This window comes from Novosphingobium resinovorum, assembly GCF_001742225.1.
GTDB classification, from domain to species: Bacteria; Pseudomonadota; Alphaproteobacteria; order Sphingomonadales; family Sphingomonadaceae; genus Novosphingobium; species Novosphingobium resinovorum_A.
The window spans coordinates 1,663,442-1,677,964 of the sequence record NZ_CP017076.1 but is presented as its reverse complement, the minus strand read 5'-3'; the positions used below and the strand labels follow the sequence as shown (position 1 = coordinate 1,677,964).

Below are 14,523 nucleotides of genomic sequence, written 5' to 3'. Positions count from 1 at the left end.
TCCGTCAGAGCAAATGGGGCTGTTCGATGAGGTTCGCGAGCGCGGCCATGAAGCGGCCGCCGTCGGCCCCGTCGATCGCGCGGTGGTCGCACGAGAGCGAAAGGTGCAGCACCGGCACGATGCGGATCGCGCCGTCGTCGTCGATGGGCTCGGGTCGGGCAGTGCCGACCGCCAGTATCGCGCCCTGCGGCGGATTGATGATGGCGTCGAACTGTTCGACCCCGAACCCGCCGAGGTTGGAAAGCGAGAAGCTGCCGCCGGTGAATTCCTCCGGCTTCAGCTTGCCGCTGCGGGCGCGCTGGGCCAAGCCCTTCATCACCGCGCCGATTGCGGCCACCGAAAGGTCGTCGGCCCCGAAGACGATCGGGGTGACGAGGCCCTTGTCGGTCGCCACCGCCACCGCAACATCGGCCGAACCGAAGCGGTGGATGTCGTTGCCGTGGACCTGCACGTTGACGGCCGGGATTTCCATCAATGCCAGAGCGCAGGCCTTGACGATGAAGTCGTTGACGCTGGGCTTGTCCGGGCCGAGCGAGGCGCGCAGGGCCAGCAGCCGGTCAGCGCGGACGCGGCGGCGCACGTAGAAGTGCGGGATCTGCTGCTTGGCCTCGGTCAGCCTGCGCGCGATGGTCCGGCGCATCGAGGACATCGGCATGACATCGACATTGCCCGATGCCGGACGCGGTGCGGGCGCTGCTGCGACAGGTGCCGGGGCCGCGCTGGCGGGCGCGGGTGTCGGGGCGGCCTGCTGGACGATCGCCAGCACGTCGTCACGCCGCACTTTGCCGCGCGCGCCGGAGCCCTTGATCGTGGCGAGGTCCAACCCGTGCAGCGCGCCGAGACGCCGCGCGACGGGGGTGGAGAGGACCGGGCTGTCCGGCGTCGCCGCGAACACGCCGACAAGCTGCGGCTTCGCTTCGGGCCGCGCGGCCTGATGCACGTCCTGCGCGAAGATGCGGCGGCCCCTGCCAGTGCCGGTGACGGTGGCGAGATCGACGCCGAGGCGCTGCGCCTCCGCCAGCGCGGCGGGGCTGATGGCAAGGCCCTCGGGGACCGGCGGTGCAGCGGGCTTTTCCGGTTCGACGGCAGGCGCGGCCGGGGCCGGACCTGACGCATCGTCTCCGTCCGGGCCGAAGCCGCTCTCGGACGGCCTGAACGCCGCGATCACCGCGTCGATCTCGGCCGCGCTGGCTTCGCCACCGTCGCTCAGCACCGCCAGCAGCGCGCCGACCGGATAAGTCTGCCCGGCTTCGGCAAGGATACGCACGAAGCGGCCGTCCTTGTCCGCCTCGATCTCGTTGGTGATCTTGTCGGTCTCGACGAGCGTGAGCACGGCGCCGCGTTCGAACGGGGCATTCTCGGCCACCATCCAGTCGGCGATCGTGCCTTCGGCCATTTCGATGCCCCACTTGGGCATCGTGAAGGGCGTGAGCTTTGCCATGTGCCCTCCCCTCAGCGGAAGGCGAGGACGCGGCGAACCGCTTCCTCGATCTTCTGCGGCGAAGGCACCCAGGCACGCTCCAGATTGCGGGCGAAGGGGATCGGGCTATGCGGCGCGGTCACCATCGCGGGCGGGGCTTTCAGGCTCGTGAAGGCGCGCTCGGTCACCATCGCGGCGATATCGGCCGCCAGGCTGCAACGCGGCGGGCTTTCGTCCACCACGACGAGGCGGCCGGTCTGCTCCACCGATTCCAGGATCGCGTCCTCGTCGAGCGGACTGGTGGTGCGCAGGTCCAGCAGGTCGATACCGACGCCGTCCTTCGCCACTGCATCCGCCGCTTTTTCGGAAAAGTTCACCATGCGCCCGCAGGCGACCACGGTGACGTCGCCACCCTCGCGCACCACGCGCGCTTCGCCGAAGCGCTGGCGGTGGTCGCCCTCGGGCACTTCGCCCTTCACGCCGTAAAGCGTCTTGTGTTCGAAGAACATCACCGGATCGTCGCCGCGCAGGGCTTCGGTCAGCAGGCCCTTGGCGTCGGCCGGGGTGGTGGGCAGCACCACCTTGAGGCCGGGCATCGCCGTCAGCATCGCATAGACCGACTGGCTGTGCTGCGCCGCCGTCTGCATCCCGGCGCCATAGACCAGCCGCACCACGGCGGGGCACTTGGTCTTGCCGCCGAACATGTAGCGGAACTTGGCCATCTGGTTCCAGATCTGGTCGAGGCTGACGCCCACGAAGTCCGCGAACATCAGTTCAGCCACCGGCCGCTTGCCCGAAAGCGCCGCGCCCGCCGCCGCGCCGATGATGGCGCTTTCGCTGATGGGCGTGTCGATCACGCGCTCGGGGCCGAATTTCTTCCAGAGGCCCGGGCTGGTGCCCCAGATGCCGCCGATCGCCTCGGGGCCGCCGGCGGTGCCGTTGCCGCCCACCACGTCCTCGCCCAGCAGAATGATGTCGGAATCGCGTTCCATTTCCGCGTTCAGCGTCGAGACGATTGCCTCGCGGATGTTCATGATGGCCATTCGCTGGTCCTCAGTAATATTCGACGTAGACGTCGTCGGCGACGGTGGCGGGATCGGGCTGCTCGTCGGCACGCGCCTCGGCCACGGCTTCCTCGATCAGGGCGAGCACTTCGGCGTCGACCGCATCGAGATCCTCATCGGTCAGCAGCGCGGCGCCGGTCACGCGCGCGCGGAAGGCCCTGAGGCAGTCCCGCTCGGCACGGATGCGATCGAGTTCGCCCTTGCCGCGATAGCGCTGCGGATCGCCTTCGAAGTGGCCGTAGTAGCGCTCGGTATCCAGCTCGATCGCGGCGGGGCCGTTACCGGCGCGGACATATTCGAGCAGCTCGGTGAAGGCCGCATAAGTCTCGAAGAAGTCGCAGCCATTGGCCCGCCAGGCCTTCATCCCGAAGCCCTCGGCACGGCTGGCGATGTCCTTGCTGGTGCCCACGGCGTAGGCATCGCCGGTATGCTCGGAATAGTGGTTGTTCTCGAAGACGAAGATCGCCGGAACCTTGGTAACGACGGCCAGGTTCATCGCCTCGAAAGTGGTGCCCTGGTTGCAGGCGCCGTCGCCCGAGAAAGTCACGCCCACCCTGCCCTTGCCGTCGATGCGCGCGGCGATCGCGGCGCCCACCGCCTGCGGTGCACCGCCGCCGACGATGCCGTTGGCGCCCAGCATCCCGACGTCGAGGTCGGCGATGTGCATCGAGCCCGCGCGGCCCTTGCAGAGCCCTCCGGCGCGGCCGTAGATCTCCTTCATCATGCCCTTCACGTCGCAACCCTTGGCGATGCAGTGGCCATGGCCGCGATGGGTGGAGACGATCTTGTCGTCCACGGTCAGCTGATCGCAGATGCCCACGGCAACCGCTTCCTGCCCGGCGTAGAGGTGCGTGAAGCCGCCGATCTCGCCGGTCTTGATCTCTTCGTGCAGGCGTTCCTCGAATTCGCGGATGGTCTTCATCCGGCGATAGGCGCCCAGCAGTTCGTCGCGGTTCAGTTGCATCGCCGCTGCTCCCGTTGGTGTTCTTAAATCGTCGTCCCGAACTTGATCCGGGACCGGTGGCTGTCTTTAGGCGCGCTCTGCCGAGGGTTGGGTGACGCTCGGCCAGCGGTCCCGGATCAAGTCCGGGACGACGTCCTTGTCACAAGTCATCCGGCCCCTTCCCGTGCGTGTAGATGTAGTCGTCCAGCACCTTGTGGAAGTGGCGGATGCGCAGTTCCTGATCGCCGATGTGCAGGCCGGGGAAGAAGTCCGACTGCATGCCCGTCTGCACCGTCGGCAGGTTGAAGGCATCCTGATCGAGCACCTGACCGATGGTCTTGTCGCCGTGTTTGAAGCGCTGATGGCGGACCCGCTCCGGCCATTCCTCACCCTCGGGGACGAGGCCGAACATCCAGATGTCGTAGTACATCTTGTTCGGGTCGGTGGCGTGCGGGCGCTGACGGAACAGCATGACGTCGTCCGCGTGGACGTTCACCGACACGTTCGGGAAGATCGTGTAGTGGTAGTCGTCGGTCAGTTGCTCGTCATTGAGTTCGGAATAGTCCTTGCCCTGCGCCGCGCCATGCTCGCGCTTGAACAGTTGCACGTCGCGGCGGATGTCGGAGACGCGGCCTTCGTATTCTGCCGGGTCCATCCCCGCATGCACCATGATCTCGTGGATCGCGGGCGGGATCTGGCTCGGCATCGCCACACGCGGGGATATCGCCGCGAAGGGGATCAGGTAGCGGTTGTGCTTGCCGTAGCAGTCGATCTGGACGTTGACGTCGTCGAGATACCACTTGAGCTGCGGGTGGATGCCCTGGACGTGGTAAGTCTCGCTGAAGGCATCGACCGAAGTTTTCCAGTTGCAGTCCCACTCGACGGTGATGTCGCGCATCCACGCCATCCGCTCGGGATGATAGGGTTCGAGGTGGCGCTTCAGCGGATCGATGAAGTCGTCGAACGGCTCGACCTTCGGATCGAGCGAGAACCATACGAAGCTGTTCCACTCGACACAGGGCAGCGGCGTCAGCTTCATGCCGTCCGGGCCGCCCTGCACGAAGGTGCACAAGTCCGGGATATGCTCGAGCTTGCCGTCGAGGCCGTAAGTCCAGTGGTGATACATGCACTGGAACTTCTCGGCATTGCCGCGCCCCTCGGGACGCAGGCGGTTGCCGCGATGGAGGCACAGGTTCGGGAAGGCGCGGATCGAGCCGTCGGCCTGACGCACGATCAGCACGGATTCCTTGCCGATATCAGTGCAGATATAGTCGCCCGGTTCCTTCAGGTCGTCGGAGCGGCCGCCGAGCAGCCACACCTTGGTCCAGACGCGCTCCCACTCCAGCTTCATGAAATCGGGCGAGTAGTAGCGCGCGGCCGGGATTATGTCGGTGCCCAGCTCCGGATCGGGCGCACGCTCCGTCGGGGTGCCGTTGCCCACGGACTCGGGATCGACGCGAAACACGTCGACGACGCGCTTGACGTCCATCGACGCCCGGTCCCAGCCCATGACATGCGGCTTCATCAGAAGTGCGTCCTGTTGGTGAAGCCCCCGTCGACGACGAGGTGCGACCCGTTGCACCAGCTGGCAGCGTCGCTGGCGAGGAAGGCGATGGCCTTGGCCACTTCCTCCGGTCGGCCGAGGCGGCCCGAAGGCTGCTGGCGAAGCTGGGAAGCGTAGAACTTCTCCATCGTGCCCTTGATCATGTCCCAGTTGCCGCCCTCGAACTCGATCGGACCAGGGGAGACGACGTTGACGCGGATGCCGTTCTTGCCGTGCCACAGCGCCAGCTGCTTGCCCCAGGTGACGAGGCTGGCCTTCATCGCGTTGTAGGCCTGCGGACCGCCCATCGCCTCGCCCACCGAAGTCGAGCCGAGCAGGACGATTGCGCCGCGCTGCTGCTCGGTCATCTTTTCGATCACGCCCTCGACCGCGCGGACCACGCCCATCACGTCGGTCTCGAAGGCGTTGTACCAATACTTCTCGCTGCCCATGCCGCCGCCGGCCGAGGTGAACGGCACGAGGATATCGACGCCGTCGAGCGCTTCGATCGCCCAGTCGATCCAGGCCTTGTATTCCTCGGGCTGCTTGGCGTTGACGGCCTTGCCGACGACTTTGGTGCCGTACTTCGAGAGGTTGGCGACGGCGTCCTTGACGCTATCCTCGCTGCGCGCGGTGAGCGCGATGTCGCAGCCCTCGCGCGCCAGGACTTCGGCCACCGAGTAGCCGATGCCGCGCGCCGCGCCGACGAGGATCGCCTTCTTGCCCGCCAGTCCCAGATCCATTCGCTTCTTCCTTGTTCCGTATGGCCGCGGAGTCGGAGTGCGGCCTTGAAGTCTTGAGAGGACTGTAAGCCCCTCGCCCCGGACGATGCAATAAAAAAGACAATCACGACTGCCTTTTTTATTGCGATAGCTATGCCCCTCTCCCCAACGTCATTGCGAGGCGGCGAAGCCGACGAAGCAATCCAGGGCCGCGTAACCCGCCTTGGATTGCTTCGCTGCGCTCGCAATGACGAGCGGTGGGCTAACGCCCTTCGTCAAACCGCCTGCAACTCCGCGATCAGCCCTTCGCGCAGGCGGAACTTCTGGATCTTGGAGGTCGACATCGGCCACTCCGCGACGAAGCGCACATGACGCGGGATCTTGAAGCTGGCGATGCGGCCCTTGCAGTGGTCGATCAGTTGCTGCTCGCTGGCGCTCTCGCCCTCGGCGAGTTCGACGAAGGCGGCAGGGACTTCGGCGTAGCGGTCGTCCGGCAGGCTGACGACCTGCGCCAGCTTCACCGCCGGATGAGTCTGCAGCATGGCCTCGATCTCCGCCGCCGCGACGTTCTCGCCGCCGACTTTGAGCATGTCCTTGGTGCGGCCATGGAACATGACGTTGCCGTCCGCGTCGATCGAGCCGATGTCGCCGGAGAAGAACCAGCCGCCCCGGATGGCCTCGGCGGTCTTTTCGGGGGCGTTGTAGTAGCCCTTGAGGATGTTCGGGCCGCCCAGCACGATCTCGCCCTGCTCTCCCGGCCCGCAATCCTCGCCGGTTTCTGGATCGACGATGCGGACATTCCACTCGTCGAGCGGCACCCCGCAGCGGCCGGTGCGCACGTCATAGCTGTCGGAAAGACGGCTGGTGGAGACGGTGCCCGCGCCTTCCGTCAGCCCGTACGTGCCGACCTGGATGGTGTGCGGCATGGCCTCGGCGACCGCCAGTTTGATCCATTCGGGCTGGACCGCGAAGTTGGAGTTCATCACCCGCAGCTTCGACAGGTCGGTATCCTTGAAGGTCGGGTGGGTGATGAGGTCCTGCATGATCGTGACGAAGCTGGGATAGGCGATCGTCGCGCCCTCCTTGCCCAGCATCGCCAGCCCCACCCCGGCATCGAAGCGCGGGATCGTCATGTAGACGCCGCCAAGGTCGAGGATCATCGTCATCGGCAGGATGCCGGCGATGTGGAAGATCGGCAGCGGCGACCAGACCTTGTCCTCGCCGGTGCATTCGTAGCGCACACCGAGATTGCGGCTGTTCGCCACTTGCGCGCGGTGGCTGATCATCGCGCCCTTGGGATTGGCCGTGGTGCCCGAAGTATAGAGGATCATCGCCGTATCCTGCGGCGAGACGGCGTCGATCCGCGCATCCACTTCGGCCTCGGGCGTCTCCAGCCCCGCCCCCAGCGCCGCGCGGGCGGAAACAAGGTAAGGCGCGCACCGGTCGTCCAGGCACACGATGCTGCGCAGGCGGGGCGCCTCGGGCAAGGCAAGCGCCCAGGGATCCTCCGCCTGCGTCAGCGAGGGCAGCGCCGCTTCGAGACGCGCGCTGAAATCGAGACCGTCGGCGACTTTGCCGATGGTAATGATCGTCACGAGATCGGCGTCGGCGGCGACGAAGCCCAGTTCGCTCGCCTGATACCGCGCGTTGACCGGCACCGCGACGGCGCCCGTCATAGTGATGCCGTAGAACGCTGTGATGAAGTCCACGCAAGTCGGCAGCAGCAGACCGACGTTGTCGCCGGGCTTCACGCCCATCGCCACGAACGCCCGCGCCCAGTTGCGCGCCGCCTCGTTCAGTTCGGTATACGTCAGCCGCCGGTCCGGCAGTACGATCGCATCGCGGTCCCCGAACTTGCCTGCCGAGGATCGCACCATCTCGCCCATAGTCAGGATTGGCCTATCGCCCATTCCCGCTCTCCCATGTCCTGTGCTCTTATCAGATCGCGCGGCAAAGCGCCCGATCATGCGAACTGTGTTTGACGCCAGCTTATCAAGCGGCGGGAAAAATACAATCAGTCATGTCTGTTTTGTTTACAGGGGTGGCAAGGTGATGCCAGCGGGGCGATATCCGCAGGAATGGCCGCGATCCGGGGCCTTCGGGTGCTTGCCTAACGGGCGGTCCAGAGCGTAAGCGGATTGAATCCGCAATCACTGCCGACAGCATTTTCCAGGCGAATCACATGGCTCTTTCGCGCACGCGCACCACCCGCACTGCAAAGCCCGCCGCTCCCAAGGCGTCTCCCGCAAAGAATGGCGGCACGACCCTGCAGGCGACCAAGGCGGCACAGACGCGGGGGCGGCTGATCGAGGCGACGGTGCGCTGCCTCGTCAAGCACGGCTACGCCAACACCACGACGCCGCGCGTGGCCGAGGAGGCGGGCCTGTCTCGCGGAGCGATGATGCATCACTTCGAGAACGGCGCCGCGCTCATCAAGGCGACGATCATCGAACTGCACGAAAAGCGCCTGCGCGCTTTCCGCCGCGCCGCCGAGAAGCCGGAGGAGCACGACGTCGATACGCTGGTGGAAGTCTACTGGGCGCAGGTCCAGAAACCCGCGTTCATCGCCTTCCACGAACTTGCCGTGGCGGCGCGCACCGACAAGGACCTCGGCGCGATCCTCTTCCCGCTGCAGGAGGAATTCCGCGAACGCTTCAACGCGCAGGCTGATGCTCTTTTCCCCGAATGGCGCGATGCTCCGGCCCAGTTCGACATGGCCATGAACCTGTCCCAGACGATCCTCGAAGGCATGGCCATCGCGGTGCAAACCGGCGCGATGGACAAGGCCAAGGTCCCGGCCATGCTGACCCATCTTGAGAACCAGATCCGCGCGCTGATGCCGTGGCACAAGGGCGTCGCCGTCTCGTAAAAACAATCTTGTTTGTCTTTTTGATCGCCCGCCGCTACCGTGGTGGCGGGCAGAGGATCAACGCGGCGTAAGTCGGCCTCTGTCCCGATTCGTGAGGACAAGAGATTTGAACGCGCCCAGCAACTACACCGCGAAAGTGTTCCGCCCCGAAGACGATGGCCCGGACCGTCCGGCGCGCGGCCTTGACGAAGAGGCGCTGCGCCAGCAGTCCACGATCTACCGTGACGACATGCTCGCCGGGCAGACAGTGCTGATCACGGGCGCGGGCAGCGGCATGGGCAAGGCGGCGGCGTTCCTGGCGGCCAGGCTGGGCGCCAACGTCGCGATCTGCGGGCGCGACCTGGACAAGCTGCAGACCACCGTGGACCTCGTGCGCGAAGAGGTCGGCAACGAAGTCCTCGCCGTATCGACCAACATCCGCGATCCCGAAGGCGTCGAGGCGCTGATCGGCACGGTCCATGACCACTTCGGCGGGCTCGATACGCTGGTCAACAACGCGGGCGGGCAGTTCCCGCAGGACGCCATAGACTTCACCCGCAAGGGCTGGCTGGCGGTGATCGACACCAACCTCAACGGGACATGGTGGATGATGCAGGAAGCCGCCAAGCGCTGGCGCGAGGACGGCAAGCCGGGCAACATCGTCAACATCGTCGCCAACGTCGAGCGCGGCATGCCGCAGGCGGCGCACACCTGCGCGGCGCGCGCGGGGGTGATCTACCTGTCCAAGACGCTTGCCACCGAGTGGTCGCAGTGGAACATCCGCGTCAACTGCATCGGCCCCGGCGTGATCGAGACCGAGGGCTTCCGCATGTACCCGGAGGAAGCGCTCAAGCGCTTCCACAAGGCCAACCCGATGCGGATGCGCGGCAACGCCTGGGACGTGGCCGAGGCGATCGCCTACCTGGCCTCCCCGGCGGCGCGGTTCATCAATGGCGACCTCATCATCATGGACGGCGGGCAGGCCCAGTGGGGCGTTATCTGGCCCGCCGGAATGCCGGAATATTTCAGCGAGGACGGGGCGGCGTAGCCCTGCTCCCTCTTCCCGTCATCCCCGCGAAGGCGGGGACCCAACTGATGAGCGTGCAACAGGCACCGTCAGGAGATGGGTTCCCGCCTTCACGGGAATGACTGCTCTGTTTTTAGAAAACAACGGATGGAGAGAGACATGGGCCGGGTTGAAGGCAAAGTCGCGCTGGTCACCGGCGGCGGCTCGGGGCTGGGAGCGGCGGACTGCGAGGCGCTCGCCCGTGAAGGCGCCACCGTGGTCGTCACCGACGTGAAGCTGGAGACCGCGCTCGCCGTAGCCGACCGCATCGGTGGCGGCGCGCTGGCGATGGCGCTCGACGTGGCGGACGAAGGGCAGTGGATCGCCGTCATGCAGGAGATCGAGGCGCGCTTCGGCAGACTCGACGTGCTGGTGAACAACGCAGGCGTGGTGCTCAGCGCCGATGTCGAGGATACCACGCTCGAACAGTTCCGCTGGGTCAGCGCGATCATGACCGACGGCGTGTTCCTGGGCTGCAAGCATGCGATTCCGCTGATGAACAAGGGGAGCGGCGGCTCCATCGTCAACATGAGTTCGACCGGCGCCCTGCTCGGCTATCCGATCTTCTTCGCTTATTCCGCCGCCAAGGGCGCGGTGCGGGCGATGACCAAGTCGGTCGCGGTGATGTGCCAGGAAAAGGGCTACAAGATCCGCTGCAACTCGGTGCATCCCGGCGCGATCGAGACGCCGATGGTGCAGACCGCCGAAGGCCGCCTCGACAAGCCGAAGGAAATCCCGGACGGCGTCCTGCCTCCCGGCACGCCGGGCCATCCCAAGGACGTGGCGGCGCTGGTGCTGTTCCTCGCCTCGGACGAATCCCGCTTCATCACCGGCGCGGAGCTTGTCATCGACAACGGCGTGACGATCAGGCCGTTCTGACCGGTCAGAGCAGGAGCGGCTGCCCTTCCTCCATCGCCAGCAGCCAGGCTTTCGCCTCGATGCCGCCGGCGAAACCGGTGAGGTTGCCGCTCTTGCCGATTACCCGGTGGCACGGCGCGATGATCGAGATCGGATTGCGCCCGTTCGCCGCGCCGACCGCGCGGCTTGCACCCGGAGTGCCGAACCCGCGCGCGATCTCGCCATAGCTTCGCGTTTCGCCGAAGGGAATTTCCAGCAGCGCGGCCCAGACCTTGCGCTGGAACTCCGTGCCCCGGAAATCCAGCGGCAGGTCAAACACGCGTCGCCCGTCCGCGAAGTATTCGCGCAGCTGTGTCTGCGTGGCCGCTAGAACCGGATGTTCTTCGTCGATCAGCGGACCAAGGGGAACCCGGTCCGGCCGATCATTCTCCCACAACACCGCGACCAGCCCGGCGTCGCCGCCCACCAGCGTGAGTTCGCCCACCGGCGACGGCATCGTGCGGCGATAGAGAGGCTGTTCCATCCGCGCCTCCTTGCCGCCGCGGCGCCGGGTGTCAATCCGTCAGAGGATCATAACCGGAACATTTGTGCTATCTAACCTTTCAGCCAACGGTCCAGTTCGACGTGGAAATGCCTCAGCCGGGCTTCCTGCTCGCCCCAGAGCGGGCCACGGAATCCCCGCGAACGCGCGCCCGCCTGAACGATCGGCAGCAGGTCGGAGTCCTGATCCAGAACCTCGCCCATACCCGGCGGTTCGCCGAGCCCGGTATGGACCACCTCGGGCCGCGTCGCGCCCGTCACGTCGACCTCCGCGCCCAGCCCCATCCAGCCCGGCGCACCGTAGCCAGGGGCATCGACGTGGCGATAGAGGATGGTGGTTTCGTAGGTGAACTGCTCCGGATCGCCGGCGTGCGGCTTGAAGCGATGGAGGAACACCGCTTCGGGGTGGCAGCCGATCTGGGTATTGGGAAATATCCCGAAGATCGTCGCATCGGTCAGTTGCGCATCGGAGAAGTGCGAGTAGTCCAGCCCGATCCGCGCCGCCCTTTCGCGCTTGGCATGGGCCACCGCGGCGCGGCTTTCCATGGCGGTGCCGGTAAAGCTGCCGGGATCGACGCCCGCGTCGGCCAGCAGCATGGCGATGCCGGGATTGATCCTCTCCTGATCCGGGAAGTGCGAGTTGGGCTGGGCCATCGGCACGAACTGGCGAGAAAGGCCGTGCGGGAAGAGGTCGATGTGCGTACGGTCGTCAATCACCCCCATCGTTTGCGGATGGATCGCGTGGAGGTGATAGCTCTCGTAGAAAGCGTCGATCCCGCCCTTCCAGTTCGCCGCCCAGTCCGACCGGCGATGCTGGACGACGTGCATCCGGTCCATGCCGTAAGTCTCCAGCATCGGCAGGATCGGTGCGAGGAACTCGGCCAGCGGCCGCGCGCCCTCGTCCATGTTGATGAACACGAGGCCCGCCGCTTCCTCCGCGCGAACCGAGGTCAGGTCGGTGCCATGGCAGAGCACTTCGGGACGGAAGGTCTCGGCGTCGGTCACCTTCTGGTTGTGCCCGTCGATCCCATAACGCCACGAGTGAAACGGACAGGTGAAACTGTCCTGGCTGCCCATCTCTCCGGTGACGAGGCGGCTGCCCCGGTGCGGGCACACGTTGTAGTGCGCCGCGACCGAGCCGTCCGCCTGCCGCACGACGATGAAACTCTCTGGTCCGGTATCGAACTTCACCCAGTCGCCGGGCTCGGGAATATCGCTGGACGGCGCGGCGAGCAGCCAGGTGCGGGCGAAGACCTCATCCCATTCGCGGGCGAAGAATTCGGGCGAGGTGTAGCGCGCGGGATCAGGCCGCTCGGTGCCGTTGTCGATCGCCGGGGCGGGCTGGTCGAACGGATGATCGGAGCCCTTGTGGACGGTCCAGCTGCGCGGATCGTAGTTCATGCGCCTGCCTCCATCCGGCGGTCGAGTTCGGCGTGGAAGTGGCGCAGGCGGCCTTCCTGCTCGCTCCACAGCGGCCCCCGGAAACCACGCGAGCGGGCGCCCGCCTGCACGATGGGCAGGAGATCAGAGTCCTGGTCCAGCACTTCGCCAAGCCCCGGCGGCTCGCCGAGGCCCGTGTGGACGATCTCGGGCCGGGTGGCGCCGGAAAGGTCGGTGTCCTCGCCCAGCCCCATCCACGCCGGAGCGCTGTAACCGGGCGCGTCGACGTGGCGATAGAGGATACAGGTGTCGTACGTGAACTGGTTCGGATCGCTGGCATGCGGCAGGAAGCGATGGAGGAAGATCGCCTCCGGATGGCAGCCGATCTGGGCATTGGGGAACAGACCATAGACCACGGAATCGCTGAGCTGGCTGTCGCTGAACCGCTCATAGCCGAGCCCGAGGTCTGCCGAACGGCGGCGCTTGGCCTGCTGCACCGCGCGGCGGGTCTCGGCGGCGGTGCCGTCGTACGTCTCGGGATCGATCCCGGCGTCGCGCAGCATCGACTGGATGCCGGGGTTCACCGTCTCCTGATCCCCATAGCGCGCGGCGGGCTGCGCGAAGGGCACGAACTGGCGTGAGAGGCCGCCCGGCCAGAGGTCGATCTGGGTGCGGTCGTCCATCAGGCACTGCGTCTGCGGGTGGACGGCATGGAGGTGGTAGATCTCGGCGAAGGCATCCACCCCGCCCTTCCAGTTCGCGCCCCAGTCGGAGCGGCGGTGCTGCACCACGTACATCCGATCGATGTCGTAGAGTTCCAGATGCGGCAGGATCGGCGCCAGCCATTGCTTCAGCGGCTCGACCTGCGGGTCCATGCAGATGAACACCAGCCCCACCGCCACCTCGCAGCGTACCGAAGTGAGATTGCGGTCATGGCACAGGACTTCGGGCCGGAACGTCTCCGGATCGGTCACCGCGACGTTGCGGCCCTCGAGGTCGAACTTCCACGAATGGAACGGGCAGGTGAAGCGGTCGAGCGAGCCGAAGTCCGAGGTCACGAGGCGGCTGCCACGGTGAGGGCAGACGTTGTAGTGCGCATGGATCGCGCCGTCGTCGCCGCGCACGACGATAAAACTCTCGGGACCGACATCGAAAGTGAAGAAGTCCCCCGACTCCGGAATGTCGGATGCAGGCCCGGCCAGCAGCCAGCTCCTGGCGAAGACCTTCTCCCACTCCTCGCGCATGAAGGCGCGGTCGTGGTAGCGGCGCGGGTCGGGTCGCCCGGTGCCGTTGTCGATCGCGGGCGACACCCGCGCGTTGAACGGATGCGGCGTGCCGACATGGATGTTCCAGTCGTCGAAATCGAGCTTCATCATGGTCATCCCTCTCCTCTGGGATCCACCGGGCGGCCGTCTCTCATGTCCGACTCACCCTCGGGGTGGACATTCAGTAGAAAACAGTCATGAATGTTTTTCAAGAAGGATCGCGATCACCCGTGCCGACCGGACGCGGGAACGCGGCATAGCGGGAGAGTGACGGAGATGAGCCGCATCTATGGCAGGATTTTCCAGATCGCCTACGTCGTCCCCGACATCGACGAAGCGGTCGAGCACTGGACGAAATCGATGGGAGTCGGACCGTTCTACGACTTCCCGATCCCCCTTCCCTTCGAGGAACTTTCCGTCGCCGACAGCCCTGCATCGCTGGACGAACCGATCTTCGGCGGCGTCTCGATCAGCTACAGCGGCGACACGATGATCGAACTGATCCAGCCCGGCGCGGCGCCGTCCACCTACCGCGATTTCCTGGAAAGCGGCAAAAGCGGCGTGCATCACTACGGCACCTGGATCGATGACTACGAGGCCACGCTGGCACAGGCACGGGCGGACGGCGTGCCCGTGCTGCTGGAAGGCCGCCTGCCGCTGTCGCGCTTCGCCTATCTCGATACCGCGCGCAACGGCCTCAGCCCTCTGATCGAGGTAATCGCACCGCTGCCGCCGATGGTCGAGTTGTTTGCCATGATCAAGGACGCGGCGGCAGCCTGGGACGGCAGCGATCCGCGCCGCTCGATCTGAAAAGCCCTTGCGAAAATGGCCCAAGGCATATCCGTAACGGATATGGTCCGATTTGAAGTTTCCT

General features: G+C 66.0%; 13 protein-coding genes. 4 read left to right on the top strand and 9 right to left on the bottom strand.

The features are described from left to right. Positions 1–4: 4 nt before the first annotated feature. From BES08_RS24665 to BES08_RS24640, 6 genes are all read right to left on the bottom strand, one after another. Complete coding sequence (locus BES08_RS24665; protein ID WP_036526580.1) at positions 5–1,441, bottom strand: dihydrolipoamide acetyltransferase family protein; 1,437 nt, start codon at positions 1,439–1,441, stop codon at positions 5–7. 11 nt (positions 1,442–1,452) lie between these two features. Continuing rightward, on the bottom strand, positions 1,453–2,463 hold the full coding sequence (locus BES08_RS24660) for an alpha-ketoacid dehydrogenase subunit beta (RefSeq protein ID WP_008830395.1): 1,011 nt from the start codon (positions 2,461–2,463) through the stop codon (positions 1,453–1,455). A 10-nt stretch (positions 2,464–2,473) separates the two neighbouring features. Then, positions 2,474–3,448, bottom strand: a complete 975-nt coding sequence (locus tag BES08_RS24655; RefSeq protein WP_008830394.1) for a thiamine pyrophosphate-dependent dehydrogenase E1 component subunit alpha — start codon at positions 3,446–3,448, stop codon at positions 2,474–2,476. A gap of 139 nt (positions 3,449–3,587) precedes the next feature. Continuing rightward, positions 3,588–4,952 carry an aromatic ring-hydroxylating oxygenase subunit alpha gene (locus BES08_RS24650; RefSeq protein WP_008830393.1) on the bottom strand — a complete coding sequence of 455 codons (1,365 nt, stop codon included), beginning with the start codon at positions 4,950–4,952 and terminating at the stop codon, positions 3,588–3,590. Beyond that, positions 4,952–5,713 (bottom strand): SDR family NAD(P)-dependent oxidoreductase, encoded by a 762-nt coding sequence (locus tag BES08_RS24645; protein ID WP_008830392.1) that lies wholly within the window; start codon positions 5,711–5,713, stop codon positions 4,952–4,954. Before BES08_RS24645 ends, BES08_RS24650 begins: the two co-directional genes overlap by 1 nt. A 254-nt stretch (positions 5,714–5,967) precedes the next feature. After that, positions 5,968–7,602 carry a class I adenylate-forming enzyme family protein gene (locus BES08_RS24640; RefSeq protein ID WP_036526583.1) on the bottom strand — a complete coding sequence of 545 codons (1,635 nt, stop codon included), beginning with the start codon at positions 7,600–7,602 and terminating at the stop codon, positions 5,968–5,970. 272 nt (positions 7,603–7,874) lie between these two features. Here BES08_RS24640 and BES08_RS24635 point away from each other — a divergent pair, with 272 nt between their 5' ends. The 3 genes from BES08_RS24635 (at position 7,875) to BES08_RS24625 (ending at position 10,485) form a co-directional block, all read left to right on the top strand. Further along, positions 7,875–8,561, top strand: a complete 687-nt coding sequence (locus BES08_RS24635; RefSeq protein WP_008830390.1) for a TetR/AcrR family transcriptional regulator — start codon at positions 7,875–7,877, stop codon at positions 8,559–8,561. A 106-nt stretch (positions 8,562–8,667) separates the two neighbouring features. Next, a complete protein-coding gene (locus BES08_RS24630; protein ID WP_008830389.1) occupies positions 8,668–9,588 on the top strand; it encodes an SDR family oxidoreductase in 921 nt (306 codons plus the stop codon). Between the two features lie 138 nt (positions 9,589–9,726). Then, positions 9,727–10,485 carry an SDR family oxidoreductase gene (locus BES08_RS24625; RefSeq protein WP_008830388.1) on the top strand — a complete coding sequence of 253 codons (759 nt, stop codon included), beginning with the start codon at positions 9,727–9,729 and terminating at the stop codon, positions 10,483–10,485. 4 nt (positions 10,486–10,489) lie between these two features. Here the strand turns inward: BES08_RS24625 and BES08_RS24620 are convergent, their stop codons facing one another. The 3 genes from BES08_RS24620 to BES08_RS24610 form a co-directional block, all read right to left on the bottom strand. Beyond that, a complete protein-coding gene (locus tag BES08_RS24620; protein ID WP_008830387.1) occupies positions 10,490–10,987 on the bottom strand; it encodes a methylated-DNA--[protein]-cysteine S-methyltransferase in 498 nt (165 codons plus the stop codon). Positions 10,988–11,058: 71 nt separating this feature from the next. Then, the gene (locus BES08_RS24615; RefSeq protein ID WP_036526587.1) at positions 11,059–12,405 is read right to left on the bottom strand and encodes an aromatic ring-hydroxylating oxygenase subunit alpha; all 1,347 of its coding nucleotides are present in this window, start codon (positions 12,403–12,405) and stop codon (positions 11,059–11,061) included. Further along, a complete protein-coding gene (locus BES08_RS24610) occupies positions 12,402–13,757 on the bottom strand; it encodes an aromatic ring-hydroxylating oxygenase subunit alpha (RefSeq protein ID WP_037519806.1) in 1,356 nt (451 codons plus the stop codon). The genes BES08_RS24615 and BES08_RS24610 overlap by 4 nt, the downstream gene beginning before the upstream one ends. 168 nt (positions 13,758–13,925) lie before the next feature. Between BES08_RS24610 and BES08_RS24605 the strand changes: the two genes are divergently transcribed. Then, positions 13,926–14,459, top strand: a complete 534-nt coding sequence (locus BES08_RS24605) for a VOC family protein (protein ID WP_008830741.1) — start codon at positions 13,926–13,928, stop codon at positions 14,457–14,459. Positions 14,460–14,523 lie beyond the last annotated feature (64 nt).

Excerpts from the sequence above, each read along its gene's own strand:
- BES08_RS24635 (WP_008830390.1), top strand. The coding sequence starts at position 7,875 with ATGGCTCTTTCGCGCACGCGCACCACCCGCACTGCAAAGCCCGCCGCT.
- BES08_RS24625 (WP_008830388.1), top strand. The coding sequence starts at position 9,727 with ATGGGCCGGGTTGAAGGCAAAGTCGCGCTGGTCACCGGCGGCGGCTCG.
- BES08_RS24650 (WP_008830393.1), bottom strand. The coding sequence starts at position 4,952 with ATGAAGCCGCATGTCATGGGCTGGGACCGGGCGTCGATGGACGTCAAG.
- BES08_RS24615 (WP_036526587.1), bottom strand. The coding sequence starts at position 12,405 with ATGAACTACGATCCGCGCAGCTGGACCGTCCACAAGGGCTCCGATCAT.
- BES08_RS24655 (WP_008830394.1), bottom strand. The coding sequence starts at position 3,448 with ATGCAACTGAACCGCGACGAACTGCTGGGCGCCTATCGCCGGATGAAG.
- BES08_RS24660 (WP_008830395.1), bottom strand. The coding sequence starts at position 2,463 with ATGGCCATCATGAACATCCGCGAGGCAATCGTCTCGACGCTGAACGCG.
- BES08_RS24640 (WP_036526583.1), bottom strand. The coding sequence starts at position 7,602 with ATGGGCGATAGGCCAATCCTGACTATGGGCGAGATGGTGCGATCCTCG.
- BES08_RS24645 (WP_008830392.1), bottom strand. The coding sequence starts at position 5,713 with ATGGATCTGGGACTGGCGGGCAAGAAGGCGATCCTCGTCGGCGCGGCG.
- BES08_RS24665 (WP_036526580.1), bottom strand. The coding sequence starts at position 1,441 with ATGGCAAAGCTCACGCCCTTCACGATGCCCAAGTGGGGCATCGAAATG.
- BES08_RS24605 (WP_008830741.1), top strand. The coding sequence starts at position 13,926 with ATGAGCCGCATCTATGGCAGGATTTTCCAGATCGCCTACGTCGTCCCC.
- BES08_RS24620 (WP_008830387.1), bottom strand. The coding sequence starts at position 10,987 with ATGGAACAGCCTCTCTATCGCCGCACGATGCCGTCGCCGGTGGGCGAA.
- BES08_RS24610 (WP_037519806.1), bottom strand. The coding sequence starts at position 13,757 with ATGAAGCTCGATTTCGACGACTGGAACATCCATGTCGGCACGCCGCAT.